This window comes from Streptomyces sp. NPDC002032 (assembly GCF_042890765.1).
In the GTDB taxonomy this organism is placed as follows: domain Bacteria; phylum Actinomycetota; class Actinomycetes; order Streptomycetales; family Streptomycetaceae; genus Streptomyces.
In genome coordinates, this window is the sequence record NZ_JBIASM010000002.1 from 344,266 (window position 1) to 371,174 (window position 26,909).

The window sequence follows — 26,909 nt, forward strand, 5'->3', positions numbered from 1 at the left end:
GCCCCGGCCCGGGACTCAGCCCTCGGGCAGGAACCCCGGAAGCCACGCCTCCAGTTCGTCGCGCAGCCGTACCGTCGCGCCCAGCTGGCACAGCACCCCGATGGTGCTCAGGGTGACCCGGTGGATCAGCAGGTACGAGGGCGGCAGGTTGATCTGCCGCCCCAACTGGTGCGCGGGGGAGCGGGGATCGGCGATCCGCGCCGCCTGGCCGCGCAGCCACGGACGGGTGAAGGTGAACTCCTCGGCCTCGGCGGGCTCGATGATCGGCTTCAGGTAGTCGAGCACCGCGTCCGGGTCGAGCGCGATGGACTCCTTCACGAAGCCCTCGGCCCGCAGATGTCCGTAGACCCCCTCGGCGTCCCCGTCCAGGGTCATCCGCAGCGAGCGGCCTATGGGCTCGGGCCAGCCGCCCGGCAGCCGGTCGACCGTGCCGAAGTCGAGCACGCCCAGCCGCAGCCGGCCGTCCGCCCCCGTGATCAGCCGGAAGTTCCCCGGATGCGGGTCGGCGTGCAGCAGCCCGGTGCGCGCGGGTCCGGAGAAGAGGAACCGGGCCAGCAGCTGACCGGCGCCGTCGCGCTCCTCCGGCGTGCCGTCGGCGACGATCTCCGACAGCGGCACGCCCTCCATCCACTCGGTCACCAGCACCTGGTCGCCCTGGTGGACGACATCCGGGACGACCACGTCCGGGTCGCCGTCGAAGGCGTCCGCGTGGATCCGCTGCGCCTGCGCCTCCAGCTCGTAGTCCAGCTCCTCCGCTACCCGGTCCCGCAGCTCGGTGATCAGGGGCTTCATGTCCATGCCCGGAATCAGCGGACCGAGCAGCCCGGCGAACCGGCTCAGCTGCTTGAGGTCGGACAGCAGCGCCTCCCCGGCCCCCGGGTACTGGACCTTGACCGCCACCTGCCGGCCGTCGTGCCACACCGCTCGGTGGACCTGCCCGATCGAGGCCGCCGCGGCAGGCTTGTCCTCGAACTCCTCGAAGAGCTCGCGCCAGTCCTCGCCGAGCCGCTCCGCCAGCACCTGGTGCACCCGCGCCGCCGGCAGCGGCGGGGCCGCCTCCTGGAGCTTGGTCAGCGCCGCCCGGTAGGGGCCCGCGACCTCCTCGGGCAGCGCCGACTCGAACACCGAAAGGGCCTGCCCGAACTTCATGGCGCCCCCCTTCAGCTCGCCGAGGGTGCGGAACAACTGCTCGGCGGTGCGCTGCTGGAGCTCACGGGCCACGATCTCGGCCGACTTGCCTCCGATGCGCTTGCCCAGGCCCCAGGTCGCGCGCCCCGCGATACCCAGCGGCAGCGCGGCCAGCTTGACGGTACGGGTGACCGCCTTCCGGGGAAGATCAGACATTCGCCCCTCCAGTTCCCAGACGGCTGCGCCGCGAGCGGCGGTTCCGGGACGGCCCCTCGGCCCCCGACGCATCCTGTCATGACCCCCTGCGCGGGCGGACCCGGGCACCCGCCCCCGGTCCGGCCCCGGTCCGGCCGGAGTCCGGCCGTTCACGACCGCACCGCCCCGGCCTCCACGGCGGGGGCCGCAGCCGCGCACGGGCAGTCCGGGTGGGGCCGTAGCGCGGAGTGCTCCCAGTGCAGCCCCGGGAGGGCGGCCTCCCAGCGGGTGGCGGTCGAGGCGGGGAGCTCGCCGTCCAGGAAAGCCAGGGCGTGGGCCGCGGTCAGTCCCGCCACCGCCGTGGACAGCCCCAGATCGCAGGCCCCCGTGGCCCGGCGGCGGTGCGCCGAACGCCACTGCACCAGCATCCGGGGCCAGGCCGGATCCCGGTCGACGCGGTCGCGCTCCATGCACCCGGCGCAGGCCGTGGCCCCCGGCAACACCAGCGGCCCCACCAGCCCCGTCCCCTCCAGCACCCCCGCGTACAGGTGCGGGGTGCCCGCGCCCACCCAGTCGGCCGCCACCGCGGGATCGGGCGCCCACGCCTGGAGCCCGTCCCGGGGCGCGACCACCACCAGCGCGGGCGCCGGCCCCGGCCCCTCGGGGTCCCCCGTACGCGGCGCCCGGCCCGGAGCCGACTCCCGTACGAGGGCGGCCGCCGCCTCCGCCCGCAGCCGGCCCACGCTCGCGGGACCCAGCCCGCCCGGAGCCACATCGGCCGCCGTCACCCGGCCCCCGTCGAGCACCTCGACCCGCCCCACCCCGGCCCCCGCCAGGACGGCCGCGACCACCGCCCCGACCCGGCCGCTCCCGCGCACCTGGACCCGTATCGCACGCCGCGCCGCCAGCCCCCGCAAGTCACCCCCCGGCTCCCGGTGCACCAGGGAGAGCGAACCCAGATCGGGCCCGAGCCGCTCCAGCGCCTCCGGGCGGCGGCGCACCGCCTGGGCGCGGGGCCCTCCCGCGGTGAGGTCGTCGAGCAGCCCGGCCCCCGCCAGGCGCCGCACCAGCTCGTCCAGCCGGCCCTCCGCGAGCCCCGCCGCCCGGGCCTCGGCCCGTAACAGCTCCATCCCGCGCGTCCCGTCGATCCGGTCGATGAGCCAGCCGGTGGCCGTGTCCACCGGCCCGAGCACCACCGCGTGGGCCGGCGTCACACCGAACTGGACCGTCTGCAGATCCCGCCAGGCCCGTGCCAGCGCGGGCTTCACCTTCGGATACACGACATCCCCCCAGAGACCGATTCCGCTGCCTTCCCCTGTCCCGCACCACCTTGCCCGGCCGCCGCGCACCGTGCGCCGGGTTGTCCACAGGCAGGCACATAAGGCATATGAGATGGGGAAAGGGGGCGTTCGCGGAATCCCCGCCGAATCGATCATGTTCGAACCGCGGACGCGCGGGACTTCCGCCACGGCGACCGGGTACCTTCGAGGCGTGTCCGCCGACCCACCCCAGCGCGCCGTCGAAGTCCGCCGGAGCGCGCGCCGCCGCAGGACCGTCTCCGCCTACCGCGAGGGTGACCGGACGGTCGTGCTGATCCCTGCCCGGATGTCCGAGGCGGAGGAACGCCGCTGGGTGGGCGTCATGCTGGACAAGCTCGCCGCCCAGGAGAGCAAGCGCACCCTCGGCGACACGGAACTCACCGAGCGCGCCGAACGTCTTTCGGAGCAGTACTTCGACGGCCGCGCCCGCCCGGCGTCGGTCCGCTGGGTCACCAACCAGAACACCCGCTGGGGCTCCTGCACCCCGGCCGAGGGCAGCATCCGGCTCTCCCACCGCCTCCAGGGCATGCCGGAGTACGTCGTGGACTACGTGCTGCTCCACGAGCTGGCGCACCTGCTGGTGCCCGGCCACGGCCCCCGGTTCTGGGAGCTGCTGGAGGCCTACCCGAAGACCGAGCGGGCCCGCGGCTTCCTGGAGGGAATCGTCGCGGCGGAGCGCCTCCCGGGGCCCGCGGAGGACCGGGAGGAGTGATCCGGACGCTGACCTTCCGTCACGGAAGGCGATTGTGTACCGGGTCGGTACCGACTTGGCCGGATGTCGGCGGGAGCCGTTAGCCTGAGCGGCACGCATGCCGGCGAGGCATCGCCGCGAGGCGGTCCGGCGGCACGGATTCACAGTCGGGATGGGGGACGGTCGGACGTATGGCCAGGGAATTCCAACGCGGCCACAAGGCCAAGATCAGTGATCTGACGGCGGGTACCGATCTGTACGTGGGCGTCCAGATCACCGGGCCCGGGCTCGCGTTCGACATCAGCTGCTTCGGCCTCGACGCCGACGAACGGCTCTCGGACGACCGTTACTTCGTCTTCTACAACCAGCCGAAGTCGCCGGAGGAGTCCATCCAGCAGCTCGGCGCGCAGGCCGGGGACACGGAATCCTTCCGGGTGACGCTCGACCGGGTGCCCGCGGCGATCCACCGGCTGTCGTTCACCGCGACCCTCGACGGCCCCGGCCAGATGTCGCAGATCGGCCCCGGCTACATCCGGGTCGTGGCGGGCGGCGAGGAAGTCGTCCGGTACTCCTTCACCGGCTCCGAGTTCAGCACCGAGCGCGCCCTGATGATCGGCGACTTCTACCTGAAGGACGTGTGGCGCTTCGCCGCCGTCGGCCAGGGCTTCGACGGCGGTCTCGACGCGCTGCTGCGGAACTTCGGCGGCGAGGTCGCCGAGGAAGAGGAGCAGCCGCAGCAGCAGGTGCCGGCCCAGGCCCCGCCGCAGGCGGCCGCGCCCGGCTTCGCCCCGCCCCCGCAGCAGGCCGCCCCGGCGCCGTCCTTCGCAGCCCCGGCCCAGCCGCACCACCAGCCCCAGCCGCCGCAGCCCCAGCACCACCAGCCGCACCAGCCCGCGCCCTACGCGGCGCCGCCGCAGCCCCCGGCCCCCGCGCCGGTGCACTCGGCGCCGACGATGATCGCCCCGCTGGTGCCGCCCGCCCCCGCGGCCCCGTACGGCCACCCGCCCCACCCGCCGCAGCAGCCCGGCCCGCCCTCGTACGGCGGCCAGCAGCAGCCGCACTCCTCGTACGGCGGCCAGGTCCCGCCCCCGGCCCCCGCCCCGCCCTACGGCCAGGCCCCGCAGGCCCCGTACGGCCAGGCCCCCCAGGCCCCCTACGGCCAGGTCCCGGCCCAGCCGTACGGGCAGCAGCCCGGCCAGCCGTACGGGCAGCAGCCCCCGCCCGCCTACGGCCACGCCCCGCAGGCCGCCGCCGGGGCCGGTCTCGCCGCCGCCCTCCAGCCGTACAAGGAAGCCCCCACGGGCGCCCGCTGGACCCCGCAGAACCAGCAGCTCATGCGCGTCGACCTGTCGATGGGCGGCCAGGCCGTCCTCGCCCGCCAGGGCAGCATGGTCCTCTACCAGGGCAAGGTCGACTTCAGTTACAAGGGAGCGGGCTTCGCCGGCCGCATCGTCGGCAACGCCACCGGCCAGGAGATGCAGCTGATGCGCTGCACCGGCCGCGGCCAGGTCTTCCTCGCCGAGAACGGCGCCCACCTGCACGCCATCGAGCTCCAGGGCGACGGCATCTGCGTCTCCGCCGAGTCCGTCCTCGCCTTCGACGAGTCCCTCCAGCACGAGGTCCGCCGCATCGAGGGCCACGGCATCCCCGGCGGCGCCCTGTTCACGATGCTCTTCCAGGGCTCCGGCACCGTGATCGTCAAGACGCACGGCGTCCCGGTCGTCCTGCCCGTCACCCCGACCACCTTCGCGGACAGCAACGCCATCGTCGCGTGGTCGGCCGCCTCCCAGGTGATCATCTCCAGCCAGGTGCGCCTGCGCCGCAACGCCTACCCCGGCCACAGCGGCGAGACCGTGAACCTCCAGTTCCGCGGCGCCCCCGGCAACTTCATCGTCGTCCAGCCGTACGAGGTCTGAGGGAGCCCCACATGAACGCCATGAACGCAATGAACCAGCAGCTCGCGGGCTACGCCCCCACCCCCGTCACGGCCCGCATGGAGAACCACGGCCGCGCCATGCTCAAGGTCGCCATGCAGAGCGGCCAGGACCTCTTCGCCCGCACCGGCTCGATGGTCGCCTACGAGGGCTTCGTCCAGTACGAGCCCAACCCGCCCGCCGTGCGCCAGATGGCCTCGCAGTGGCTGACCGGCGAGGGCGCCCCGCTGATGAAGGCCACCGGCGACGGCCTGCTCTACCTCGCCGACTACGGCGCCGACGTCGTCTGCATCAACCTCGACAACGACGCCCTCTCCGTCAACGGCACCAACCTCCTCGCCTTCGACGCCCACCTCCAGTGGGGCGTCGAGCGGGTCAAGGGCATGGCGAAGTTCGCCGGCCAGGGCCTCTTCAACGTCCAGGTCTCCGGCACCGGATGGGTCGCCATCACCTCCCGCGGCACCCCGATCGTGGTCGACTGCGGCCGCGGCGAGGACGAGACGTACGTCGACCCGGACGCGCTCGTCGCCTGGTCCCCGAAGCTCAAGGTCAAGGGGAAGCGCAGCTTCAAGGCCTCGTCGATGATCGGCCGGGGCAGCGGGGAGGCCTACCAGATGGCCTTCTCCGGCCAGGGCATCGTCGTCGTACAGCCCAGCGAGGACAGCACCGACCGGCTCCGGACCCGGGGCTGAGGGGGAGCGGACAACATGCAGAGCGCACTTTTCGGCTACGCGGAAGCGCAGTCCCAGGACCGGTACACCGTCCAGAACCCCCAGCTCCTGAGGGTCTCGCTGACCGGCTCCGACGACGTCCTCGCCCGCAAGGGCGCCATGGTCGCCTACCAGGGCATCATCGACTTCGACGGCGAGTACCAGAGCACGACCCAGCGCACCTCGCGCGCCCGCACCGGCGAGGGCCTCGACCTGATGCGCTGCTCCGGGCAGGGCACGGTCTACCTGGCCAACCTCGCCCAGTACGTGCACGTCGTGGACGTGGACCAGGACGGCCTCACCGTCGACAGCGGCTACGTGCTGGCCCTGGACTCCACCCTGCACACCGAGGCCATCGCCGTGGACAGCCAGTACGGGATCTCCGGCTCGGGCAAGTACCAGCTCAACATCAGCGGACGCGGCAAGGTCGCCCTCATGACCTCCGGACAGCCGCTGATGATGCAGGTCACGCCGGACAAGTACGTCAACGCCGACGCCGACGCCATCGTCGCCTGGTCCACCTCGCTGCGCGTGCAGATGCAGGCCCAGACGCACTCCACGGGCGTCTGGCGGCGCCGTGGCAACACCGGCGAGGGCTGGGAGCTCAGCTTCCTCGGCACCGGCTTCGCGCTGGTCCAGCCCAGCGAGGCGCTGCCGCCGCAGAACGCCGTGCTCGGGCAGGGCATGGCCGCGCAGTACGGCATGGGCCAGCACGGCGCCCACGCCCAGAACCAGAACAACGCCTGGAACTGACCGGCACCGGTCCGGCCGCGCACACGGCGCCGGACCGTGCGCGCACGCGCCGAGAGGGGCGGCCCCGCACGGGGCCGCCCCTCTCGCCATGCGCCCGCGATCAGCCGCCGAGGCGGGCCCGGGTGGCCTCCAGCAGCCGCACGACCGAGGTGTCGGCCACCGCCGCCACCTCCTCGTACGCGAACCAGCGCAGGTCCAGCGACTCCTCGCTGATCTCCGCCACCGCACCGGCCGGAGCCAGCGCGGCGTACTGCACGTCCAGGTGCCAGTTGCACGGCGCCGGGATCGGATGCCGGTCCAGCCGCACCGGGCCGCCCGCGAGCAGCGTCAGCCCGGAGGCGATCCCGGACTCCTCGACGGCCTCGCGCAGCGCCGCGTCGGCGAGGGTGGCGTCACCGGGCTCGCAGTGACCGCCCATCTGGAGCCAGACGCCCAGCTTCCGGTGCAGGGTCAGCAGGACGCGCCCGCCCTCCGGGTCGACGACCAGGGCGCTGCCGGTGATGTGCCCCGCCGTGCAGGGCTTGTAGAGCCCGTCCGGGTGGGCGGCGAGGTGCTCCAGGTACAGGTCGCGGAGCTCGGGCTGGTCCTCGTACCGCTTCAGGACCAGGACCGCGTCTTCGTGCAGGCTCACTTCTCGTCTTCGCCGTTCTCTTCGCCGCTCTTGCCTTCGCCCTTGCCGCCGGGCTCCCCGCTGGTCTTTCCGCCGGGCTCCCCGCCGGTCTTGCCGCCGGTCTCGCCGGCGGCTCCGTCGCGCTTGCGCGCGGCCTCTCCGAGCATCTTGTCGATCTCGGAGAAGTCCAGCTGCTCGCGGTGCACGAACCCGTCCGGGTCGTCCAGGTCGGAGGCCGTCGGCAGCATGTCCGGGTGCTCCCACAGCCCGTCCCGGCCGTCCACACCGCGCGCGTCGGTGAGCGAGGCCCACAGCCGCGAGGCGTCGCGCAGCCGCCGGGGCCGCAGCTCCAGCCCGATCAGCGTCGCGAAGGTCTGCTCCGCCGGGCCGCCCGAGGCACGGCGCCGGCGCATCGTCTCGCGCATGGCGTCGGCCGAGGTCAGACGCGGCTTGGCCGCCTCGTGCACGACCGCGTCCACCCAGCCCTCGACCAGCGCGAGCGCCGTCTCCAGGCGGGCCAGGGCGGCCTTCTGCTCCGGGGTGTCCTGCGGCTGGAACATGCCGCCCTGGAGCGCCTCCTGGAGCTGCTCCGGGTTCGTCGGGTCGAGCTGGCCGACCACGTCCTCCAGCTTCGAGGTGTCGACCTTGATGCCGCGGGCGTAACCCTCGACCGCACCGAACAGGTGCGAGCGCAGCCACGGCACGTGGGCGAAGAGCCGGGCGTGGGCCGCCTCGCGCAGCGCCAGGTACAGCCGTACCTCGTCCGAGGGGACGCCGAGGTCCTTGCCGAAGGCCTCGATGTTCAGCGGCAGCAGCGCCGCCCGCCCGGCCGGGCCCAGCGGCAGCCCGATGTCGGTGGAGCCGACGACCTCGCCCGCGAGGGTGCCCACGGCCTGGCCGATCTGCTGGCCGAACATGGCCCCGCCCATGGAACGCATCATGCCGAGCAGCGGGCCCGCCATGGCCTGCATCTCCTCGGGCAGGACGCCGCCCATGGCCGCGCCGACGCGCTCGGCGACCGGGTCGACGAGCTCCTTCCACACCGGCAGGGTCGCCTCGACCCACTCCGCCCGGCTCCACGCCACGGCGGCGTTGGCACCCGACGGAAGGGAGGTCACCCCGTCCAGCCACAGGTCGGCGAGGCGCACCGCCTCCTCGACCGCCGACTTCTCGGCGACGCCGACGCTCCGGTCCTTCACGCCGTCCGCCGTGCCCTGCGCGACGGTCTGGCGGGCGATGTCCTTGGCCATGTCCCAGTTGACCGGACCGCCCTCGTAGCTCAGCATCTGGCCGAGCTGCTGGAAGGCGGCACCCAGGTCGTTCGGGTTCATCGCACCGAACATCGCGGCGAACGGATTGTCCGCACCGCCCGGCAGGCCGCCCGGGCCGAACCCGAACGGATTCGCGGGACCGCCCTGCCCGCCCTTCTTGCCCTCGTCGCCGTTCTCCGGCTCCTCCGGCGGAAGGCCGAATCCGAATGGGGTGTCGCTCACGGGTTTCCTCGGCTCGTAGGGCCGCCGGCGGGAGCCGACGGGCAATGGTCCGACAACACCACCCAGCGTAGACACCCCTCCCGCTTCCGGGCTCGGTGCTCCGCCGACTCCTGGGCTGCGGCAGGATGGACATCACCTGGTGGGTACGCGTCACGGCGCGCCCCCACTGAAGACAACCGCTGGAGACGCCCGGTGAGTTCCCCAGATCCGCAGGCTCGCGCGCCGCACGACGCCGAAAACCGCCCTGAGCACGGTGACAGCGCCCCCGGCGTTCGCCAGCCGCGAAACCAGCCCGAACCCCGACGGCACAGCCCCGTGATCGCGGTGACGGGAGCCGCGTCCGGGGTCGGCGCGGCCCTGGTGAGCCGCCTCGTCGCATCGGACGAGGTCAAGCAGGTCGTCGCCATCGACGAACGGCGCGGGGACTGCGCGGCCGCGCAGTGGCACGTCCTGGACGTGCGCGACCCCGCGATCGCCGAGAAGCTGCGCGGCGCGGACGTCGTCGTGCACCTCGCGCTCGACCTCGACCTGGAGACCGACCCGGCGGCCCGTACGGCGTACAACGTGCGCGGGACCCAGACCGTCCTGACCGCCGCCGCGGCCGCCGGGGTGCACCGGGTCGTGCTCTGCACGTCCGCGATGGTCTACGGGGCCCTCCCGGACAACGACATCCCGCTCTCGGAGGACTCCGAGCTGCGCGCCACCGCCGAGGCGACCGGCGTCGGCGACCTCCTGGAGATCGAGCGCCTGGGCCGCCGGGCGCCCCGGGCGCACCCCGGGCTGAACGTGACGGTGGTCCGTCCGGCGGTCCTGGTCGGCGGCACCGACACCGCCCTGACCCGGTACTTCGAGTCCCCGCGCCTGCTCGTCGTCGCGGGCTCCCGGCCCACCTGGCAGTTCTGCCACGTCGAGGACCTGGTCAGCGCCCTGGAGTACGCGGCGCTGGAGAAGGCCGAGGGCGAGCTGGCGGTCGGCTGCGAGGGCTGGCTGGAGCAGGAGGAGGTCGAGGAGCTGAGCGGCATCCGCCGCATGGAGCTGCCCTCGGCGGTCGCCCTGGGCGCGGCGGCCCGGCTGCACCGGATCGGCCTGACGCCGTCCCCGGCCGGGGACCTCGCGTACACGATGCATCCGTGGGTGGTCAGCGTCAGCGGGCTGCACGCGGCCGGCTGGCGGCCCCGCTGGACCAACGAGGAGGTGCTGGCGGAGCTGCTCCAGGAGGTGGCGGGCCGGCACACCGTGGTGGGCCGCAGGCTGGGCCGCAAGGACGCCGCCACGGCCGCGGGCGCCGCGGGCGCGACGGTGGCCCTGCTGGGCGCCGCCGCTGCGGTCCGCCGGGCCCGCAAGCGCCGGGGCCTGTGACCGGGCCGGGGCGCGGGGGCGGCCCCGCGCGCCCCGTCGGCCCGGCGCGCCCCGCCGCCCCCGCGCGCCCCGCCGGCCCCGCCGGTTGCGGGCGGCCCGGGTCCCGGGCCGCGGGGCTCCTGTAGGAGGCTCCCAAGCCGGTGCGCCCGCCCCGGGCGAAACGGCTATTCCGCCACCCCGGCCCCTAGGGCACGATGGAAGACATGGCACCGCACTTCGACCACCCCGGCGAGCAGGCCGCTCAGGACCCGATCCGCCTGCTCGACATCCGTGACTCCCCGCTCTCGATCGACGAGGTCTTCCGGGCCGTCGGCGACGACGCGACCGGAGGCACGACCCTGTTCGTCGGCACGGTGCGCGACCACGACGGCGGCGCCGACGTCGACTCGCTCGGCTACTCCTGCCACCCGACGGCGCAGGCCGAGATGCGGCGCGTCGCCGAGCGCGTCGTCGCGAAGTACCCGGTCCGCGCCCTGGCGGCGGTCCACCGCATCGGCGATCTGGCCGTCGGCGACCTGGCTGTGGTCGTCGCCGTCTCCTGCCCGCACCGCGGCGAGGCCTTCGAGGCCTGCCGGATGCTGATCGACGACCTCAAGCACGAGGTCCCGATCTGGAAGCACCAGACCTTCGCGGACGGCACGGAGGAGTGGGTCGGCGCCTGCTGAGGCGGCGCTGCGGCGGCGCCGCCGAACGGGCGAGGGGGCCGTCCCGGTGCCCCGGGCGTGGGACTCGACCCGGGTGGCGGTACCCTCACACCCGTTCGGCCGCGCAACACGCCCTCGATTTGCGTAACCCCTTCCCGGGCACGAGCGTTGAAGCCACCAACGACACGTACTTTCGGGGCAGGGAGGCACGTCCATGGCGTCACTGGCGTGGTTGCTGATTCCGCTGTTCGCCGCCATCGGAGCGGCGATATGGGGCAGCTGGGCGGCGCGCGACCGCACTCAAGGCGACATATCGGAACTCGCCGGTTACGCGAGGTTCCGCGAGGTCATGGACAAGGCCGACCGAGCCCATCGGGCCCGGACGAAAGAGAAGGCGCACTCCGGTTCCGACGCCGTCTGACGCGTCCCGTGAGCCCCTTCCCACCCGGCGTCCGGCCCGCGAGAGAGTTCCGCCGAGCCGTTCCGAGCCGCTCCGCAGAGCGCACGAGCTGAGAATCCCCTGAGAGTTCCGCCCGCGGACCCCGGACGGACCGGCCCCACGGGCCGCCCCCCGAGGCCGTCCCGTACTGTCGGTCCATGCCACGCCGCACCGCGACGATGCTCGCCTCCTTCCTCGTGCTGTTCGCGCTTCTCTGCGCAGGGGTGTTCATCAAGGTCCCGTACTCCGAGATGAGCCCCGGCCCGACCGTGAACACCCTCGGGGACTCCCGCGGCGAGCCGGTCCTGAACATCTCGGGCCACAAGACGTACCCGACCAGCGGTCACCTCAACATGACCACGGTCCGCGTCACCGGCGCCGACTACGACATGAACCTGCTCGAGGCCGTGTACGGCTGGCTGGCCGACGACAACATCGTCGTACCGCACGAGAACCTCTACCCGAACGGCAAGACGGACAAGGAGTCGACGCAGGAGAACGCCGAGGAGTTCAGCCAGTCGCAGGAGAGCGCCAAGGTGGCCGCCCTCAAGCAGCTCGGCATCCCGGTGTCCGCCCGCGTCATCGTCTCCACCGTGGTCAAGGGCAGCCCCTCCGAGGGCCGGCTGCACGCCGGGGACGTGATCAGGGAAGTCGACGGCGCGCCGGTCACCGCCCCCGGCGACGTGGCCAAGCTGGTGACCAAGCACAAGCCCGGCGAGCCGGTGGAGTTCACCATCGTCCCGGCCGCCGAGGCGGCCGAGGCCGAGAAGGCGGGCCGCGAGCCGACGGCCACCGGCAAGGTCACCGTCACCGCGGGCAAGGCGCCGGAGGACGGCCACGCCATCGTCGGCATCCGCGCCGGGACCGACCACACCTTCCCGTTCCCCATCGACATCAAGCTCGCCGACGTCGGCGGGCCCAGCGCCGGGCTGATGTTCGCCCTCGGCATCGTCGACAAGCTCAACCCGGAGAGCCTCACCGGCGGGAAGTTCATCGCGGGCACCGGCACCATCGACGACGCGGGCAAGGTCGGCCCCATCGGCGGCATCCAGATGAAGACCATCGGCGCCCGCCAGGCCGGAGCCGAGTACTTCCTCACCCCGGCCGACAACTGCGCCGCGGCCGCCGCGCACGTGCCCGACGGCCTGACCCTGGTCAAGGTGGACACCATCGACGACGCCACGAAGGCGCTGCAGAAGATCGGCAAGGGCGACACGGCGGGGCTGCCGCGGTGCACGAAGTCCTGACCGGGGCCGTGGCCGGGGCCGTGGGCGCGGCCGTCCCCACCGCCCCCGCCGGCGGGCGCGGCTAGTCCAGGAAGGTCGCGGACAGGGCCTCGGCCAGGCCCGGCACCAGGGTCGCCCCGGTCAGCACCTCGCTGGAGGAGTCCTTCTCCCGCAGCCGCACCGCGGACTCGCGCGAGCCGTCGCGCAGCACGCCCACGGTCAGCCGCACCTCCTGCCGGTCGGGGTGCGCGGCGACCCACTTGGCCAGCTGCTTGTCGCTGAGCCCCTCCGGTACGGAGGCCTCCGCGGACGGCGGGAGCATCAGCCGCTCGACGGTCAGGGCGCAGCCGAGGATCGCGTCGGGCCACGCGATGGTTCCCAGGAACTTGTCCAGCGGCATCCCGGCCGGCACCTGGTCCTGCTCGATCGGCGTCAGCTGGTTCTTGCCGGTGTCGTCCTGGTCGGTTCCGAGCTGGTTCGCGAGCCCGGGCTCCGACCTGCGCAGCCGGGCCGTGTCGACCAGGGCGAAGAGCCGGGCGGGCTTGTCCCAGCCGAGGGTGGAGGCGTACTCGTCGATCTCGAGGACGGCGCGGGTGAGCGGACTGGCCGCCATCGGGGTGCCGGGGGAGGGCGAAAGGTTGGACATGGGCAACATCCTGCCTCCTTTCTCCCCGATACCGGGAACTGACTAAAGCCTCAGTAAGTTGCATGGGTGGGCCCTACGATCGGGGGCCCAGCTTTGGAAACTTTTCAGTACGCCAGAGACCGACCAGACCACAGCGACTTTCGAGGTGCGCACCTTGGCTTTCCAGATGCCGGACCGCGGCGGAGGCCCTTCCGGGCCACGGATGAGAGTCGGCCGCCCGTCCCGGCGTGCCCGGACTCTTCTGATGACCCTCGGAGTCCTGGCCGTCCTGGCCATGGCGTTCACCATGTTCGCCGGCTTCTGGACGGACTGGCTCTGGTTCCGTTCCGTCAAGTACTCCACCGTCTTCACCACCACCCTGTGGACCAAGATCGGGCTGTTCGCCGTCTTCGGCCTGCTGATGGCCGGTGCCGTCGGGTTCAACATCTGGCTGGCGCACCTGCTGCGGCCGCCGCTCAGCGCGATGTCGATGGAGCAGCAGAGCCTCGACCGCTACCGGATGAGCGTCGCCGCGTACAAGAAGTGGCTGCTCCTCGCCATCTCCGCGGTCGTCGGGCTGATCGCGGGCGCCTCCGCCGCCGGCCAGTGGAAGACCTGGCTGATGTACGTGAACGGCGTGCCGTTCGGGCGCAAGGACCCCCAGTTCGGTCTGGACGTGTCCTTCTACACCTTCGACCTGCCCTGGTACCGCTTCCTGCTCGGCTTCGGCTTCGCCGCCGTCGTGCTCTCGGTGATCGCCGCCGTCGTCGTGCACTACCTGTACGGCGGACTGCGCGTGACCAGCCCGGGAGCCCGGGCCACCGCGGCGGCCACCGGGCACCTGTCGGTGCTGCTCGGCCTCTTCGTCACCTTCAAGGCGATCGCGTACTGGCTCGACCGGTACGGCCTCGCCGTGAAGTCCAGTGACTTCAAGGCCGCCGACAACTGGACCGGTCTGCGCTACGTCGACGCCAACGCCTACCTGCCCGCGAAGACGATCCTCGTCGCCATCGCGGCGATCTGCGCGGTGCTGTTCTTCGCCACGCTGTGGCGCCGCACCTGGCAGCTGCCGGTCATCGGCTTCGGCCTGATGGTCCTGTCGGCGATCCTCATCGGCGGGCTCTACCCGGCGATCGTGCAGAAGTTCCAGGTCCAGCCGAACGAGCAGGCCAAGGAATCCCCGTACGTCGAGAAGAACATCAAGGCCACCCGCGACGCCTACGGGATCGCCGGCTCCGACGTCAAGGACTACCCGGGCGTGCCCAACGCGGGCACGAACAAGGACCAGCTGCGCAAGACGGCGGACACCACCGCCAGCGTCCGCCTCCTCGACCCGAACATCGTCTCGCCGGCCTTCCAGCAGCTCCAGCAGGTGAAGGGCTACTACGCCTTCCCGTCCACGCTCGCCGTGGACCGCTACAGCGGCCAGGACACGGTCATCGGGCTCCGCGAGCTGAACATCGGCGGCATCCCGAAGAACAACTGGATCAACGACCACTTCCGTTACACGCACGGCTTCGGCGTGGTCGCCGCCAAGGGCAACACGGCCACGGACAAGGGCGCCCCGGACTTCACCCAGTACGACCTGCCCTCGAAGGGCATGTTCGGCACGGACTTCGAGCAGCGCGTCTACTACGGCGAGCAGACGAAGCAGTACTCGATCGTCGGCGGTCCGCAGAAGGAGCTCGACTACTCGGACGACAAGGGCGAGAAGGAGACCAGCTACAAGGGCGGCTCCGGAGTCAATCTGGACAACCCGGTCAACCGGGCCGCGTACGCGCTCGCCTTCAGCGAGCCGCAGATCCTGTACTCGGGCGCCATCGGCGAGGGCTCGCGGATCCTCTACAACCGCACCCCCAAGGAGCGCGTCGAGGCCGTCGCGCCCTGGCTGACCATCGACGGGGCCCCGTACCCGGCGGTCGTGGACGGCCGGATCAAGTGGATCGTCGACGCCTACACGACGACGAACGGCTACCCGTACGCCTCCCGCACCACCTTGGGCGACAGCACCGCGGACTCGCTCACCAACAGCCAGCGCGCGGTGGTGGCCCAGGAGAACCAGGTCAACTACATCCGCAACTCGGTGAAGGCCACCGTCGACGCGTACGACGGCACGGTCAGCCTGTACCAGTGGGACACCGAGGACCCGGTCCTGAAGACCTGGATGAAGGCGTTCCCCGGCACGGTGAAGCCCAAGAGCGCGATCGACAAGTCGCTCATGGACCACCTGCGCTACCCGCAGGACCTCTTCAAGGTCCAGCGCGAGCTGCTCACCCGGTACCACGTCACCGACCCGCAGACCTTCCTCAGCGGCAGCGAGGCCTGGCAGGTCCCGGACGACCCGACGACCAAGGCCGGCACGGCGGTTCCGCCGTACTACCTGTCGATGAAGATGCCGGACCAGAAGCAGAAGGACCAGGTCTTCTCCCTGACCACCACCTTCACGCCGAACGGCCGGGACAATCTGAGCGCCTTCATGGCGGTCAACGCCGACCCGGGGACCGCGGACTACGGGAAGATCAGACTCCTGAAGCTGCCGACCAGCAGCCCGGTGGACGGTCCCAAGCAGGTCCAGAGCAAGTTCAACTCCGAAACGAAGATCGCCGAGTCGATCCGCCTGCTGCGCGGCGGCGACTCCGAGGTCGAGTACGGGAACCTGCTCACGGTCCCGCTGGACGGCGGGATGCTGTACGTCGAGCCGGTGTACGTCCGCAGCTCCGGGCTGAAGTACCCGCTGCTGCGCAAGGTGCTCGTGACCTACGGCGGCCAGACGGCCTTCGAGGACACCCTGGAGAAGGCGCTGAACGTGGTCTTCGGGGCCGAGGCCCCGACCACGCCCACCACGCCGACGCCCCCGACGACGACCCCGCCGGGCGAGGGCACCACCACTCCGCCCACCAGCCAGGACCCGACGGTCAAGGCGGCCCTGGACGACGCCCAGAAGGCGGTCGAGGCCGCCGAGAAGGCCAGGCAGTCCGGCGACTGGACGGCCTTCGGCAAGGCGCAGGACGACATCAAGGCGGCGCTGAAGCGGGCACTCGACGCCGAGGCGAAGCCGACGTCGCCCAAGCCGGGAGGCTAGGGAAAACGTGGTCATGGCTCCCTCCCGCGTCGTGATACTGTGGTTTCACCGACGCGGGGTGGAGCAGCTCGGTAGCTCGCTGGGCTCATAACCCAGAGGTCGCAGGTTCAAATCCTGTCCCCGCTACTGAAGACGAAGGCCCGGATCCAATGGGATCCGGGCCTTCGTCATGTCCGGATGAGGAACCTGGGCGACACGAGGTCACTGGGGCGGGTGAGTTGGGGTATGAGCGTGTTTGACTTGTCTCTCTGTGGGCATGTCGACAAAACGCTGTAGTGACCTCACTGGCTGCGACATACCAGGTGTACGCGGGTAGCAGGTGATGCGACGATGGGATTTATGGGGGACAGGTCAACTCTGCTGGAGACAGGGCGGTTTGTGAGGGCGGAGGCCGAATCGGGTACGGAGTCCGCTGAGGCGGCTCAGGCTGTCAACGCGCAGACCGCACTGACCGATGCGGTGTTCTCGGAAGAAGCCTTCGGAGAGGCGGAGGGGGCCACCGACGCCGAGCTGGAGGCACGCCACCGGGTGGCCGCCGACAAGGGCGACGCCGGGGCCATGAGCGTGCTCGGCGCGCTCCTGCTGCGCCGCGGAGACCTGACCGGGGCCGAGCCCTACCTGCGCGGAGCCACCGCGGCCGGGGACCGCGCCGCCGCGAACAACCTCGGCGTCCTGCTGCACCAGCGCGGCTACCCCGACGAGGCCGCCGGGTGGTGGCGGGTCGCCGCCGTCGCCGGGTCCGCCCCGGCCGCGCACGCCCTGGGCCGCCACTACCGCGAGCGCGGCGACGAGCCCGCCGCCGAGTACTGGCTGCGCCAGGCGGCGGAGTCCGGCCATGCCCTCGGTGCGTTCGGACTGGCCGACCTGCTGGAGCACCGGGGGGACAAGGGCGTCGAGCGCTGGTTCCGGGCCGCCGCCGAGCAGGGGCACCGCGAGGCGGCGTACCGCCTGGCGCGGCACCTGCGCAAGGGTGATCCCGCCGAGGCCGAGCAGTGGTACCGGCAGGCCGCCGCGCGCGGGCACCGGCGCGCCGGGCTGCACCTGGGCGCCCTGCTGGAGGCGCGCGGCGAGCTCAAGGAGGCCGGGCGCTGGTACCTCAGCTCGGCGAAGCAGGGCGAGGCCCGGGCCGCCTGCGCCCTGGGCTTCCTGCTGCGCGACGCCGGGGACGAGGAGAGCGCGGCCTCCTGGTGGCTGCGCGCCGCCCAGGACGGCGACGGCAACGCGGCGAACGCCCTGGGCGCGCTGCACGCCGCCCGGGGCGAGACCCAGACGGCCGAGAAGTGGTACCGGGCCGCGATGGACGCCGGCGACCAGAACGGGGCGTACAACCTCGCGCTGCTGTGCGCCGCGCAGGAGCGGACCGCCCAGGCCGAGCAGTGGTACCGCCGGGCGGCTTACGCGGGTCACCGCGAAGCCGCCAACGCCCTCGCGATCCTGCTCCTCCAGGGCGGGGACGCGGCCGGCGCCGAGCCGTGGTTCTCCAAGGCGGCCGAGGCCGGCAGCGTGGACGCCGCCTTCAACCTCGGGATCCTCTTCGCCAGCCGGGACGAGGACCGCACCGCGCTCAAGTGGTACGAGCGCGCCGCCGCGGCCGGGCACACCGACGCGGCGCTCCAGGTCGGCATCGCCCTGGTCCGCGACGGCGCCGAGCGGGCCGCCGAGCGGCACCTGCGCTGCGCGGCGGGCGGCGGCAGCGCCGAGGCGGCGTTCCGGCTGGCCTCGCTGCTGGAGTCGCTGGCCCCGCCGCCGGAGCCGGTGGCGCTGGGCGAGCCGCTCGGCGGGGTCGCGCGCACCGAGAGCGAGGAGTGGTACGAGCGTGCCGCCGAGCAGGGCCACCGGCGGGCGCAGGTCCGGGTCGGGATGCTGGCCGCCGCCCGGGGCGACCTGGCGGTCGCCGCGCGGTGGTACCGGGAGGCGGCCGAGGCCGGCTCCCGCAACGGCGCCTTCAACCTCGGGCTGCTGCTGGCCCGTGAGGGGAACGAGCCCGAGGCGGCCCTGTGGTGGACCCGCGCGGCGGTGGCCGGGCACGGCCGGGCGGCGCTGCGGCTGGGCCTGCTGGCGGCCCGGCACGGGGACCTCTCGGAGGGGCAGAAGTGGTGCGTGCGGGCCATGGAGCTCGGTCCGGCGGAGGTGTCGGAGCGGGCGGCGCGGCTGCGGGACGCGCTGGCCGAGGAGCTCTCCGCCTGAGCCCCGCGGCGGCGGCCCGTTCACTGATTTGCATCTGCCGGGCAGCCTCACGTACAGTCGTGTTTACCGACGCGGGGTGGAGCAGCTCGGTAGCTCGCTGGGCTCATAACCCAGAGGTCGCAGGTTCAAATCCTGTCCCCGCTACTGAAGGCCCGAGGCCCGGATCCCATGGATCCGGGCCTCGAGTCGTTTCTGTCTGTGAACGTGCGTCCACCTGTGAACGCGCGACGAAAAGGGCCGGAGGCTCGCGCCCCCGGCCCCCGGCCCCGCCCGGCAGTGCGCCGGATCCGCGTCAGACGCCCGCGCAGCCCGGGCACAGTCCGCGGTACGTCACCTCGACCGCCGAGACCACGAAGCCGAAGCGCTCGCCGTCGGGCAGGTCGGCCAGCGGGTCGCCCGCCGGGTGGACGTCGCGGATGGCGCCGCACCGGGCGCAGACCAGGTGCTGGTGGGGGCGGTGGGCGTTCGGGTCGTACCGCTTGGCGCGCTGGTCCGTGGAGACCTCCAGGACCTCGCCCAGGGTCACCATCTCCCCGAGGGTGTTGTAGACCGTCGCCCGCGAGATCTCGGGCAGCTTGCTCACGGCGCGGGCGTGGACCTCGTCGGCCGTCAGGTGTACGTGGTCACCGTCGAGCACTTCGGCCACGACGCGCCGCTGCGCCGTCATGCGCCAGCCGCGTCCGCGAAGTCGTTCCAGCAGGTCACTCATACACGCCAGCCTAACAGTGGGGATTCGGTGCAGATCCCGAACCAGTGCGGACTTGGATGCTTGCTTGACTTAGACAATGTCCATTGTAGGATCAGTTCCGGAAGCGCCGAGGATCTGGCGACGCCGAGGACAGGATTCGCAGGAATGACGCTGGAGGCGCACGTGACGCAGCAGGGACCGCTCACCACGGAGGCCGGGGCTCCGGTCGCCGACAACCAGAACAGCGAGACCGCCGGCGTCGGCGGGCCCGTTCTCGTCCAGGACCAGCTCCTGCTGGAGAAGCTCGCCCACTTCAACCGCGAGCGCATCCCGGAGCGCGTGGTGCACGCCCGCGGCGCCGGCGCCTACGGCACCTTCACCGTCACCCGTGACGTGACGCAGTGGACCCGGGCGAAGTTCCTCTCCGAGGTCGGCAAGGAGACGGAGACCTTCCTGCGCTTCTCCACCGTCGCCGACAGCCTCGGCGGCGCGGACGCCCGCCGTGACCCGCGCGGCTGGGCGCTGAAGTTCTACACCGAAGAGGGCAACTACGACCTCGTCGGCAACAACACCCCGGTCTTCTTCATCCGGGACGCGATCAAGTTCCCCGACTTCATCCACACCCAGAAGCGCGACCCGTACACGGGCTCGCAGGAGCCGGACAACGTCTGGGACTTCTGGGGCCTGTCGCCCGAGTCCACCCACCAGGTGACCTGGCTGTTCGGTGACCGCGGCATCCCGGCGTCCTACCGCCACATGAACGGCTACGGCTCGCACACGTTCCAGTGGAACAACGAGGCCGGCGAGGTCTTCTGGGTCAAGTACCACTTCAAGACCGACCAGGGCATCAAGAACCTCACCCAGGCCGAGGCGAACGCCCTCGCCGGCGAGGACCCCGACTCGCACCAGCGCGACCTGCGCCAGTCCATCGAGCGCGGCGACTTCCCGAGCTGGACCGTGCAGGTCCAGATCATGCCCGCGGCCGACGCGGCCGCGTACCGCTTCAACCCGTTCGACCTCACCAAGGTGTGGCCGCACGCGGACTACCCGCCGATCGAGATCGGCAAGCTGGAGCTGAACCGCAACCCGGAGAACGTCTTCGCCGAGGTCGAGCAGTCCATATTCAGCCCGGCCCACTTCGTCCCCGGCATCGGCCCCTCCCCGGACAAGATGCTCCAGGGCCGCCTCTTCGCGTACGGGGACGCCCACCGCTACCGCGTCGGCATCAACGCCGACCACCTGCCGGTGAACCGCCCGCACGCCACCGAAGCGCGCACCCACTCGCGTGACGGCTCCCTGTACGACGGCCGCCACAAGGGCGCGAAGAACTACGAGCCGAACAGCTTCGGCGGGCCCGTCCAGACGGACCGCCCGCTGTGGCAGCCCGCCGCCGTCACCGGCGGTACGGGCGGCCACGCCAACCCGGCGCACGCCGAGGACGACGACTTCGTCCAGGCGGGCGACCTCTACCGGCTGTTCTCGCAGGACGAGAAGACCCGGCTGGTCGAGAACCTGTCCGGTTTCATCGCCAAGGTCTCCCGTGACGACATCGCCGAGCGGGCGATCGAGAACTTCCGCCGGGCGGACGAAGACTTCGGCAAGCGGCTGGAAGCCGCGGTCCAGGCCCTCCGCGGCTAGTACCCGGCCGCTTGTCGTGGCAGGACGGCGGGCCGGGATCCCCTTAGGGGCTCCCGGCCCGCCGTCGTCGCGTTACGCGGGGACGGCGCCGCGGGCCCGGACCCAGCAGCGGATGACGTCGCGGACGGAGACGATGCCCACCGGGCCGCCGTCCTCCAGCACGATCAGGTGCCGGAAGCCGCCCAGGGCCATGGCCTCGGCCGCCTCCTGGACGGTGGCCTCGGGGGTGCAGAAGACGACGTTGTTCGTGGTGTGCGCGCCCACCGACTCCCGGTCGGGATCGTGGCCCGCGCCGATCGAGTTGAGGATGTCGCGTTCGGTGAGGATGCCGATGCCGCTGTGCTCGGGGTCGAGGACGACGGCCGCGCCGACGCGCCGGCCGGACATGAGGGAAGCCGCCTGACGAAGGGTGTGCGCGGGTCCGAGGGTGAGGATCACGGTGCTCATGGCGTCACGGACGAGCATGAAGAGAGCCACCTCCTGGGTGAGTCCCCCGCTTGGGTGGGTGCACTCGTGAGCGCCCCTTGGAGAACCGCTTCACAAACGCACAAGCGGAGGGACTCTCAGGCTCCCACGGACACGGAGGGTCAGCAAGGAGGCATACCGGGGGCGTGTCGGGCGCCGGACCGCGCAGGGGGATCAGGCGCGGGGGCGCAGGTGCGCCAGCATCTCCTCGTGGAGCAGTCCGTTGGAGGCGGCCGCGTTCCCGCCGTGTACGCCCGCCACGCCGTCCAGGTCGGTGAAGCTGCCGCCCGCCTCCTGGACCACGACCGCGATGGCCGCCATGTCCCACAGGTTCAGCTCGGGCTCGGCGCACAGGTCCAGGGAGCCCTCGGCGACCATCATGTACGGCCAGAAGTCCCCGTAGCCCCGCGTACGCCAGCACGCGCGGGTCAGGTCCAGGAAGCCGGGCAGGCGCCCCTGCTCCTCCCACCCGCTCAGCGAGGAGTACGCGAAGGAGGCGTCGCCCAGCGCCGGGACCTTCGAGACCCCGATCCGGGCCGGCTCGCCCAGCGCGCCCCCCGAGAAGGCGCCCGAGCCCTGCGCGGCCCACCAGCGCCGGCCCAGCGCCGGGGCCGAGACCACGCCGACGACCGGACGGAACACCCCGTCCGCGTCCTCGGCCATCAGCGAGATCAGGGTCGCCCAGACGGGGACCCCGCGCACGTAGTTCTTCGTACCGTCGATCGGGTCCACGACCCAGCGGCGCGGGCCGTCGCCCTGGAGCCCGTACTCCTCGCCCAGGATGGCGTCGTGGGGGCGGGCGGCCAGGATCCCGGCCCGGACGATCTCCTCGGCGGCCTTGTCCGCCTCGCTCACCGGGGTCATGTCCGGCTTCGTCTCGACCTGGAGGTCGAGGGCGCGGAACCGCTGCATCGTGGCGGCGTCCGCGGCGTCGGCGAGTTCGAGGGCGAGGCGCAGGTCATCGGCATACTCGGGCATGCCCGAACAGTATCGACACTCCCGCGGCCCGGCGAACGGCGTCCAGAGTGCGGCCGGGGACGCGCCCTTGACAGGATCTGTCGGCCCGTCAACTCTGACGGGGGACCCAGCGGGAGACCCACAGCGGGGAGGCGACGATGCCGGCGGGCCGGGAGTCCTTGCTGCAAGCGGCCGAGGCGGCGCTGTCCGCGCGCCCCTGGCCGTCCGTGCGGATGGTGGAGGTCGCGGCCGCCGCCGGCGTGTCACGGCAGACCCTCTACAACGAGTTCGGCGGCAAGGAGGGCCTCGGCCGGGCCCTGGTGCGCCGGGCGGCCCAGGGGTACCTGGACGGGGTCGACCGGGCGCTGGAGAGCGGGCCGCGCCCCGGGCGGGCGGATGCCGAGGGGCGGCTCGCGGAACTGGCGGAGTGGACCGTACGGGCCGCCCGCACCCAGCCCCTCGTACGGGCCCTGCTGACCGGCGGCTGGGACCTCGCGCTGCCCGTGCCGCCGCCGCCCGGCAACCGGCAGGCGCTCGCGCCGGGCGACCTGGCCCGGGCGGTACGGGACCGGGCCGTGGCCGCGCTGAGCCCCGAACCGGCCTGGCGCTGCGAGCTCGCCGTACGCCTCGCGCTGTCCTACGTGATAGCCCCGGGGGAGGACGCGGCCGGGGGCGCGGAGCGGGAGCGCGGGCCGGCCGAGCTGCTGAGGCTGGCCGCGGCGGCGCCGCTCAGTGCGCCGAACCGGACAGCTGGAGCCCGATGACGCCCAGGATCACCAGCGAGATCGAGACGAGTTTGAGGGTGGAGACCAGGTCGCCGAGGAAGACCATGCCGTAGATGGCGGTCCCTGCCGCCCCGATGCCCGTCCACACCGCGTACGCCGGGCCGACGTCCAGTTTCTTCAGGGCCAGGGTCAGCAGGCCGAAGCTGCCCAGCGCGAAACAGGCGAAGGCGATCGTCGGCCACAGCCGGGTGAAACCGTGGGACAGCTTCAGGCAGACCGCGAAACCGGTCTCCAGGAATCCCGCGACCACGACCAGCAGCCACGCCATGTCGTTTGCCTCCCCGCCTCGCGTGACGTCACGTCACTTGGTGCGATGATGCATTTACCAGACAGGGCGTCCTGCAAACCCCGGCGACCGGTCAGTCGCCCTCGCGACGCTCCCGGGTCTGCAGCAGCCGGCGCAGCGAGTACAGCCGCGCCGGGTCCGCGTGGCCGTCCTCCACCCACTGGTCGAGCGCGCAGTCCGGCTCGTCGTGGCTGCAGGCGCGCGGGCACCCCTCGGTGCCGGGCACCAGCTCCGGGAAGGCCAGGATCACCCGGGACGGGTCCACGTGGTGCAGGCCGAAGGAGCGTACGCCCGGGGTGTCGATGACCCAGCCGTCCCCGCCCGGCAGCGGGAGCGCGAGCGCCGAGGTGGTGGTGTGCCGGCCGCGGCCGGTCACCGCGTTGACCACGCCGGTGGCGCGCTGGCGGCCCTCGGCGACGAGCGAGTTCACCAGGGTGGTCTTGCCGACGCCCGAATGGCCGACGAAGGCGGTGATCCGGCCGTTCAGCCGTTCGCGCACCCGTTCGGCCGCGTCCCCGGTCGCCAGTTCCTCGCGGTTGGTGACGACGTAGTTCAGACCGAACGTCGAGTAGATCTCCAGGATCTTGTCGGCGGAGGTCAGGTCGGACTTGGTGAGCACCAGCAGCGGCTCCAGCCCGGCGTCGTACGCGGCCACCAGACAGCGGTCGATCATGCGCGGCCGGGGCTCCGGGTCCGCCAGCGCCGTGACGATGGCCAGCTGGTCGGCGTTGGCGACGACCACCCGCTCGTACGGGTCGTCGTCGTCGGCGGTGCGCCGCAGGACGGACTTGCGCGCCTCGATGCGCACGATCCGGGCGAGGGTGTCCTTCTTGCCGGACAGGTCCCCCACGATCCAAACCCGGTCGCCGACGACCGCCGCCTTGCGTCCCAGCTCGCGGGCCTTCATCGCGTGCACCGTGCGGTCCTCGACCAGACAGGTCAGCCGCCCCCGGTCCACGGTCAGGACGAAGCCCTCGGCCGCGTCCTCGTGCTTGGGCCGGATGCTGGTCCGCGGCCGGTTGCCCTTGGGGTTCGGGCGCTGGCGGATGTCGTCCTCGTCGGTGTGCTTGCCGTACCTGCGCATGACCGGCCCTACGCTCCCGCTACCCGGGGAGTTCGCTCCAGCATGTCCGTCCACATCTTCGGGAAGTCCGGCAGGGTCTTCGCGGTCGTCGCCACGTTCTCGATCTCCACGCCCTTCACCGCGAGGCCGATCACCGCGCCCGCGGTGGCCATCCGGTGGTCGTCGTAGGTGTGGAAGACGCCGCCGTGCAGGGCGCGCGGGCGGATGCGCAGGCCGTCGGCGGTCTCGGTGACGTCGCCGCCGAGGCCGTTGATCTCCGCCGTCAGCGCGGCCAGGCGGTCCGTCTCGTGCAGCCGCAGGTGCGCGACGCCGCGCAGCACCGACTCCGAGTCGGCCAGGGCGGCGACCGCCGCGATGCCCGGGGTCAGCTCGCCCAGGTCGCCCAGGTCCACGTCGATGCCGTGGATCTTGCCGCTGCCGGTGAAGACCAGGCCCGCTTCGGTCAGCTCGCAGGAGCCGCCCATCTCGGTGAAGATCTCGCGCAGCGCGTCACCGGGCTGCGTGGTGCGCGCCGGCCAGTCGGGGAAGGTCACCGTACCGCCGGTGATCAGGGCCGCGGCCATGAAGGGCTGCGCGTTGGAGAGGTCCGGTTCCACGACGAGGTCGCGGCCGAGCAGCGCGCTCGGGGAGACCCGCCAGACGTTCGGCTCGCCGCCCGCCTCCGGGCTGTCCACCTGGGCGCCCGCGGCGCGGAGCATGTCCACCGTCATCAGGATGTGCGGCATGGACGGCAGCGTCGCACCGGTGTGCCGGACCTCGACGCCCTGGTTGAAGCGGGGGGCGGACAGCAGCAGCGCCGAGACGAACTGGGAGGAGTTGGAGGCGTCGATCTCGACCGTGCCGCCCTCCAGGGCCCCGCCGCCCTGGACGGTCATCGGCAGCGCGCCGCGGCCGTCGTCGTCGATCCGGGCGCCGAGGACCCGCAGGGCCTTGATGACCTCGCCGAGCGGGCGCTCGTAGGAGCGCGGGTCGCCGTCGAAGCGGATGTCGCCGGAGGCGAGGGTGGCGACGGGCGGCAGGAAGCGCATGACCGTGCCCGCGTTGCCGACGTCGAGGGTGGCCGGGCCGTGCAGGGCGGCCGGGATGATCCGCCAGGCCTCTCCGCCGGCGCCCTCGCCCGCGGAGCTGGAGGAGACCGTCTCCTCGATGCCGACGCCCATCGCGCGCAGGGCGTCCGACATCAGCTGGGAGTCGCGCGAGCGCAGCGGGCGGCGCACCCAGCCGGGCTCGGACGCGAGGGCGGCGAGGACCAGGGCGCGGTTGGTGACCGATTTGGACCCGGGCACGGTGACGGTGGCGTGGACGGCCCCGTCCGCGAGCGGAGCGGGCCAGAGGGCGTGGAGCGCGGGGGTCTCGGTCATGGCCACCACTTTAGTGGCTCGCGTCCGGCTCAGATCTTGATCGCGGGCCCGTCTCAGAGCCCGAGCAGCCAGCGGCCGCCGCCGATGAGCGAGCACAGCGCGACCGCGTGGAACAGCAGCAGCCACGCGAGCGGGGGCACGTGGGTGAGCCGCCCGAGCTGGTCGGCGTCCGAATCGGGCGCCCCGCCGTGGCGGCGCTTGGCCTGGAGCTCGAACACCGGCCGCACCCCGCCGAGCAGCAGGAACCACACCACCGCGTACGCGAACAGCGCCTGTACCCCGGACGGCGCCAGCCAGGAGACCAGGACGAAGGCGGCCCCGGTCAGCAGCACCGTCATCAGGCCGTACGCGTTGCGGATCATCACCAGCAGCGCCAGCAGCAGCGCGGTCGCCGCCCACAGCAGCAGGGTGATCCGGTGGGCCGACAGCAGCGCCGCCCCGCCCAGACCCAGCAGCGAGGGGGCCGTGTACCCGGCGGCGGCCGTCAGGACCATGCCGAGCCCGGTGGGCTTGCCGCGGCTGACGGTGACCCCGCTGGTGTCCGAGTGCAGCCGGATGCCGTCGAGCCGGCGCCCGGTGAGCAGCGCGAGCAGCCCGTGGCCGCCCTCGTGGGCGATGGTGATCGCGTTGCGCGACAGCAGCCACACCGGCCGGGGCCCCACCGCCACCAGGGCCGCCAGGCCCGTCAGGACCACCAGCCACCAGTCGGGCTCGGTCTGTATGCCGGTGAGCCGGTCCCAGAGACCGGCTGTCGTGGTGGTGTCCATGGAGAGGCGGACTCCTCGCGGTGGGGGGCGGCTGCCATGGCAGTGTGCCAGCCGTGTACGGAAGGCAGGGGAGCCGCCCGCCCGGCACCACCGACCCGGCGCCTGCGCCGTACCGGCGCCGGATCCGTGCGGGTTCCGTGCCGGGCCCGGTGGAGGCCCTCCCGGACCGTCGGCAGCACTGCGGCCGGCCTGGCGCCGAGTAGGACGCCCGGAACCCCGGCCGGGGTTCCTGCCGTCGGCCGCCGATGCGGTTCCCTGGCCGCCGGCCGCCCCCGACGCACCTCCGTGAGGCCTCCGGGGGCGCCGCCCGGTCTCAGGGAGTGGTGCGCCCCGGCGGTGCTCGGGAGCGGTCTGCCACTCTTGTCAGGTCCACGTGTCGGCGTGGCGCTCTCGCCGGAGCACCGGCGCGAGCGCGGACACGTACGGACACCTGACGCCGGACCGTGCGGGGCGGGTCGTCGGGGTGCTGGGTGTGGTGCGGAG

At 72.7% G+C, this 26,909-nt stretch carries 24 protein-coding genes and 2 tRNA genes; 14 read left to right on the forward strand and 12 right to left on the reverse strand.

From position 1 onward, the window contains the following. Positions 1 to 15: 15 nt before the first annotated feature. Both ACFYYT_RS05720 and ACFYYT_RS05725 read right to left on the reverse strand, forming a co-directional pair. Positions 16 to 1,344: an AarF/ABC1/UbiB kinase family protein gene (locus tag ACFYYT_RS05720; RefSeq protein ID WP_351828697.1), complete on the reverse strand. Its 1,329-nt coding sequence runs from the start codon at positions 1,342 to 1,344 to the stop codon at positions 16 to 18. A gap of 149 nt (positions 1,345 to 1,493) precedes the next feature. Next, positions 1,494 to 2,603, reverse strand: a complete 1,110-nt coding sequence (locus ACFYYT_RS05725; protein WP_351828700.1) for a ThiF family adenylyltransferase — start codon at positions 2,601 to 2,603, stop codon at positions 1,494 to 1,496. Positions 2,604 to 2,757: 154 nt separating this feature from the next. Here ACFYYT_RS05725 and ACFYYT_RS05730 point away from each other — a divergent pair, with 154 nt between their 5' ends. The 4 genes from ACFYYT_RS05730 to ACFYYT_RS05745 all read left to right on the forward strand — a co-directional run bounded on the left by ACFYYT_RS05730 (position 2,758) and on the right by ACFYYT_RS05745 (position 6,730). After that, the gene (locus tag ACFYYT_RS05730) at positions 2,758 to 3,354 is read left to right on the forward strand and encodes a M48 family metallopeptidase (protein ID WP_385323163.1); all 597 of its coding nucleotides are present in this window, start codon (positions 2,758 to 2,760) and stop codon (positions 3,352 to 3,354) included. A gap of 170 nt (positions 3,355 to 3,524) precedes the next feature. After that, a complete protein-coding gene (locus ACFYYT_RS05735) occupies positions 3,525 to 5,249 on the forward strand; it encodes a TerD family protein (protein WP_351828704.1) in 1,725 nt (574 codons plus the stop codon). A 29-nt stretch (positions 5,250 to 5,278) separates the two neighbouring features. Then, on the forward strand, positions 5,279 to 5,959 hold the full coding sequence (locus ACFYYT_RS05740; RefSeq protein WP_351828720.1) for an AIM24 family protein: 681 nt from the start codon (positions 5,279 to 5,281) through the stop codon (positions 5,957 to 5,959). A 15-nt stretch (positions 5,960 to 5,974) separates the two neighbouring features. Beyond that, positions 5,975 to 6,730: an AIM24 family protein gene (locus ACFYYT_RS05745; RefSeq protein WP_351828707.1), complete on the forward strand. Its 756-nt coding sequence runs from the start codon at positions 5,975 to 5,977 to the stop codon at positions 6,728 to 6,730. Positions 6,731 to 6,830: 100 nt separating this feature from the next. Here the strand turns inward: ACFYYT_RS05745 and ACFYYT_RS05750 are convergent, their stop codons facing one another. Together ACFYYT_RS05750 and ACFYYT_RS05755 are read right to left on the reverse strand one after the other, a co-directional pair. Beyond that, on the reverse strand, positions 6,831 to 7,361 hold the full coding sequence (locus ACFYYT_RS05750; RefSeq protein ID WP_351828709.1) for an NUDIX hydrolase: 531 nt from the start codon (positions 7,359 to 7,361) through the stop codon (positions 6,831 to 6,833). Further along, on the reverse strand, positions 7,358 to 8,833 hold the full coding sequence (locus ACFYYT_RS05755) for a zinc-dependent metalloprotease (RefSeq protein WP_351828711.1): 1,476 nt from the start codon (positions 8,831 to 8,833) through the stop codon (positions 7,358 to 7,360). The genes ACFYYT_RS05750 and ACFYYT_RS05755 overlap by 4 nt, the downstream gene beginning before the upstream one ends. Positions 8,834 to 9,025: 192 nt before the next feature. Between ACFYYT_RS05755 and ACFYYT_RS05760 the strand changes: the two genes are divergently transcribed. From ACFYYT_RS05760 to ACFYYT_RS05775, 4 genes are all read left to right on the forward strand, one after another. Then, positions 9,026 to 10,192, forward strand: a complete 1,167-nt coding sequence (locus ACFYYT_RS05760; protein WP_362861544.1) for an SDR family oxidoreductase — start codon at positions 9,026 to 9,028, stop codon at positions 10,190 to 10,192. Positions 10,193 to 10,395: 203 nt separating this feature from the next. Beyond that, positions 10,396 to 10,857 carry a molybdenum cofactor biosynthesis protein MoaE gene (locus ACFYYT_RS05765; protein WP_351829290.1) on the forward strand — a complete coding sequence of 154 codons (462 nt, stop codon included), beginning with the start codon at positions 10,396 to 10,398 and terminating at the stop codon, positions 10,855 to 10,857. Between the two features lie 193 nt (positions 10,858 to 11,050). Continuing rightward, positions 11,051 to 11,257, forward strand: a complete 207-nt coding sequence (locus ACFYYT_RS05770; RefSeq protein ID WP_266574041.1) for a hypothetical protein — start codon at positions 11,051 to 11,053, stop codon at positions 11,255 to 11,257. A gap of 176 nt (positions 11,258 to 11,433) precedes the next feature. Beyond that, complete coding sequence (locus tag ACFYYT_RS05775; RefSeq protein ID WP_351829292.1) at positions 11,434 to 12,522, forward strand: PDZ domain-containing protein; 1,089 nt, start codon at positions 11,434 to 11,436, stop codon at positions 12,520 to 12,522. Positions 12,523 to 12,583: 61 nt separating this feature from the next. On the opposite strand, the gene ACFYYT_RS05780 is transcribed toward ACFYYT_RS05775, so the two are convergent. Then, positions 12,584 to 13,156, reverse strand: coding sequence for a PPA1309 family protein (locus ACFYYT_RS05780; RefSeq protein ID WP_351829295.1), 573 nt, complete (start codon positions 13,154 to 13,156; stop codon positions 12,584 to 12,586). Positions 13,157 to 13,313: 157 nt separating this feature from the next. Between ACFYYT_RS05780 and ACFYYT_RS05785 the strand changes: the two genes are divergently transcribed. The 4 genes from ACFYYT_RS05785 (at position 13,314) to ACFYYT_RS05800 (ending at position 18,539) form a co-directional block, all read left to right on the forward strand. Then, positions 13,314 to 16,208, forward strand: a complete 2,895-nt coding sequence (locus ACFYYT_RS05785) for a UPF0182 family protein (protein ID WP_351829325.1) — start codon at positions 13,314 to 13,316, stop codon at positions 16,206 to 16,208. 52 nt (positions 16,209 to 16,260) lie between these two features. Continuing rightward, positions 16,261 to 16,334: transfer RNA gene (locus tag ACFYYT_RS05790), tRNA-Met, on the forward strand. Positions 16,335 to 16,538: 204 nt separating this feature from the next. Further along, positions 16,539 to 18,395, forward strand: coding sequence for a tetratricopeptide repeat protein (locus ACFYYT_RS05795; protein ID WP_362124415.1), 1,857 nt, complete (start codon positions 16,539 to 16,541; stop codon positions 18,393 to 18,395). A gap of 70 nt (positions 18,396 to 18,465) precedes the next feature. Then, positions 18,466 to 18,539: transfer RNA gene (locus ACFYYT_RS05800), tRNA-Met, on the forward strand. Positions 18,540 to 18,687: 148 nt separating this feature from the next. Here the strand turns inward: ACFYYT_RS05800 and ACFYYT_RS05805 are convergent. Further along, positions 18,688 to 19,104: a Fur family transcriptional regulator gene (locus ACFYYT_RS05805; protein WP_351829297.1), complete on the reverse strand. Its 417-nt coding sequence runs from the start codon at positions 19,102 to 19,104 to the stop codon at positions 18,688 to 18,690. A gap of 144 nt (positions 19,105 to 19,248) precedes the next feature. On the opposite strand from ACFYYT_RS05805, the gene ACFYYT_RS05810 reads away from it, so the two are divergent. Beyond that, the gene (locus ACFYYT_RS05810) at positions 19,249 to 20,721 is read left to right on the forward strand and encodes a catalase (protein ID WP_351829300.1); all 1,473 of its coding nucleotides are present in this window, start codon (positions 19,249 to 19,251) and stop codon (positions 20,719 to 20,721) included. A 72-nt stretch (positions 20,722 to 20,793) separates the two neighbouring features. Here ACFYYT_RS05810 and ACFYYT_RS05815 read toward each other — a convergent pair whose 3' ends face one another. Together ACFYYT_RS05815 and hisN are read right to left on the reverse strand one after the other, a co-directional pair. After that, the gene (locus tag ACFYYT_RS05815) at positions 20,794 to 21,186 is read right to left on the reverse strand and encodes a CBS domain-containing protein (RefSeq protein ID WP_351829301.1); all 393 of its coding nucleotides are present in this window, start codon (positions 21,184 to 21,186) and stop codon (positions 20,794 to 20,796) included. A gap of 174 nt (positions 21,187 to 21,360) precedes the next feature. After that, positions 21,361 to 22,164, reverse strand: a complete 804-nt coding sequence (gene hisN, locus ACFYYT_RS05820; RefSeq protein ID WP_351829303.1) for a histidinol-phosphatase — start codon at positions 22,162 to 22,164, stop codon at positions 21,361 to 21,363. A gap of 137 nt (positions 22,165 to 22,301) precedes the next feature. Between hisN and ACFYYT_RS05825 the strand changes: the two genes are divergently transcribed. Then, complete coding sequence (locus ACFYYT_RS05825) at positions 22,302 to 22,907, forward strand: TetR/AcrR family transcriptional regulator (protein WP_351829306.1); 606 nt, start codon at positions 22,302 to 22,304, stop codon at positions 22,905 to 22,907. Here the strand turns inward: ACFYYT_RS05825 and ACFYYT_RS05830 are convergent. The 4 genes from ACFYYT_RS05830 to ACFYYT_RS05845 all read right to left on the reverse strand — a co-directional run bounded on the left by ACFYYT_RS05830 (position 22,873) and on the right by ACFYYT_RS05845 (position 26,426). Continuing rightward, positions 22,873 to 23,196 (reverse strand): multidrug efflux SMR transporter, encoded by a 324-nt coding sequence (locus ACFYYT_RS05830; RefSeq protein ID WP_073911826.1) that lies wholly within the window; start codon positions 23,194 to 23,196, stop codon positions 22,873 to 22,875. The two genes, ACFYYT_RS05825 and ACFYYT_RS05830, sit on opposite strands and share 35 nt — an antisense overlap. Before the next feature lie 91 nt (positions 23,197 to 23,287). After that, positions 23,288 to 24,298 (reverse strand): ribosome small subunit-dependent GTPase A, encoded by a 1,011-nt coding sequence (gene rsgA, locus ACFYYT_RS05835; protein ID WP_351829309.1) that lies wholly within the window; start codon positions 24,296 to 24,298, stop codon positions 23,288 to 23,290. Between the two features lie 8 nt (positions 24,299 to 24,306). Beyond that, positions 24,307 to 25,659: a 3-phosphoshikimate 1-carboxyvinyltransferase gene (gene aroA, locus ACFYYT_RS05840; RefSeq protein WP_351829312.1), complete on the reverse strand. Its 1,353-nt coding sequence runs from the start codon at positions 25,657 to 25,659 to the stop codon at positions 24,307 to 24,309. 53 nt (positions 25,660 to 25,712) lie between these two features. After that, a complete protein-coding gene (locus tag ACFYYT_RS05845) occupies positions 25,713 to 26,426 on the reverse strand; it encodes a M50 family metallopeptidase (protein ID WP_351829315.1) in 714 nt (237 codons plus the stop codon). Positions 26,427 to 26,909: the final 483 nt, after the last annotated feature.

Coding starts and splice junctions, on each gene's coding strand:
- ACFYYT_RS05845 (WP_351829315.1), bottom strand. CDS start 26,426: ATGGACACCACCACGACAGCCGGTCTCTGGGACCGGCTCACCGGCATA.
- ACFYYT_RS05745 (WP_351828707.1), top strand. CDS start 5,975: ATGCAGAGCGCACTTTTCGGCTACGCGGAAGCGCAGTCCCAGGACCGG.
- ACFYYT_RS05740 (WP_351828720.1), top strand. CDS start 5,279: ATGAACCAGCAGCTCGCGGGCTACGCCCCCACCCCCGTCACGGCCCGC.
- ACFYYT_RS05830 (WP_073911826.1), bottom strand. CDS start 23,196: ATGGCGTGGCTGCTGGTCGTGGTCGCGGGATTCCTGGAGACCGGTTTC.
- ACFYYT_RS05735 (WP_351828704.1), top strand. CDS start 3,525: ATGGCCAGGGAATTCCAACGCGGCCACAAGGCCAAGATCAGTGATCTG.
- ACFYYT_RS05815 (WP_351829301.1), bottom strand. CDS start 21,186: ATGCTCGTCCGTGACGCCATGAGCACCGTGATCCTCACCCTCGGACCC.
- aroA (WP_351829312.1), bottom strand. CDS start 25,659: ATGACCGAGACCCCCGCGCTCCACGCCCTCTGGCCCGCTCCGCTCGCG.
- ACFYYT_RS05810 (WP_351829300.1), top strand. CDS start 19,249: ATGACGCTGGAGGCGCACGTGACGCAGCAGGGACCGCTCACCACGGAG.
- ACFYYT_RS05770 (WP_266574041.1), top strand. CDS start 11,051: ATGGCGTCACTGGCGTGGTTGCTGATTCCGCTGTTCGCCGCCATCGGA.
- ACFYYT_RS05785 (WP_351829325.1), top strand. CDS start 13,314: ATGCCGGACCGCGGCGGAGGCCCTTCCGGGCCACGGATGAGAGTCGGC.
- ACFYYT_RS05795 (WP_362124415.1), top strand. CDS start 16,539: ATGGGATTTATGGGGGACAGGTCAACTCTGCTGGAGACAGGGCGGTTT.
- ACFYYT_RS05825 (WP_351829306.1), top strand. CDS start 22,302: ATGCCGGCGGGCCGGGAGTCCTTGCTGCAAGCGGCCGAGGCGGCGCTG.
- hisN (WP_351829303.1), bottom strand. CDS start 22,164: ATGCCCGAGTATGCCGATGACCTGCGCCTCGCCCTCGAACTCGCCGAC.
- rsgA (WP_351829309.1), bottom strand. CDS start 24,298: ATGCGCAGGTACGGCAAGCACACCGACGAGGACGACATCCGCCAGCGC.
- ACFYYT_RS05730 (WP_385323163.1), top strand. CDS start 2,758: ATGTTCGAACCGCGGACGCGCGGGACTTCCGCCACGGCGACCGGGTAC.
- ACFYYT_RS05775 (WP_351829292.1), top strand. CDS start 11,434: ATGCCACGCCGCACCGCGACGATGCTCGCCTCCTTCCTCGTGCTGTTC.
- ACFYYT_RS05720 (WP_351828697.1), bottom strand. CDS start 1,344: ATGTCTGATCTTCCCCGGAAGGCGGTCACCCGTACCGTCAAGCTGGCC.
- ACFYYT_RS05805 (WP_351829297.1), bottom strand. CDS start 19,104: ATGAGTGACCTGCTGGAACGACTTCGCGGACGCGGCTGGCGCATGACG.
- ACFYYT_RS05780 (WP_351829295.1), bottom strand. CDS start 13,156: ATGTTGCCCATGTCCAACCTTTCGCCCTCCCCCGGCACCCCGATGGCG.
- ACFYYT_RS05765 (WP_351829290.1), top strand. CDS start 10,396: ATGGCACCGCACTTCGACCACCCCGGCGAGCAGGCCGCTCAGGACCCG.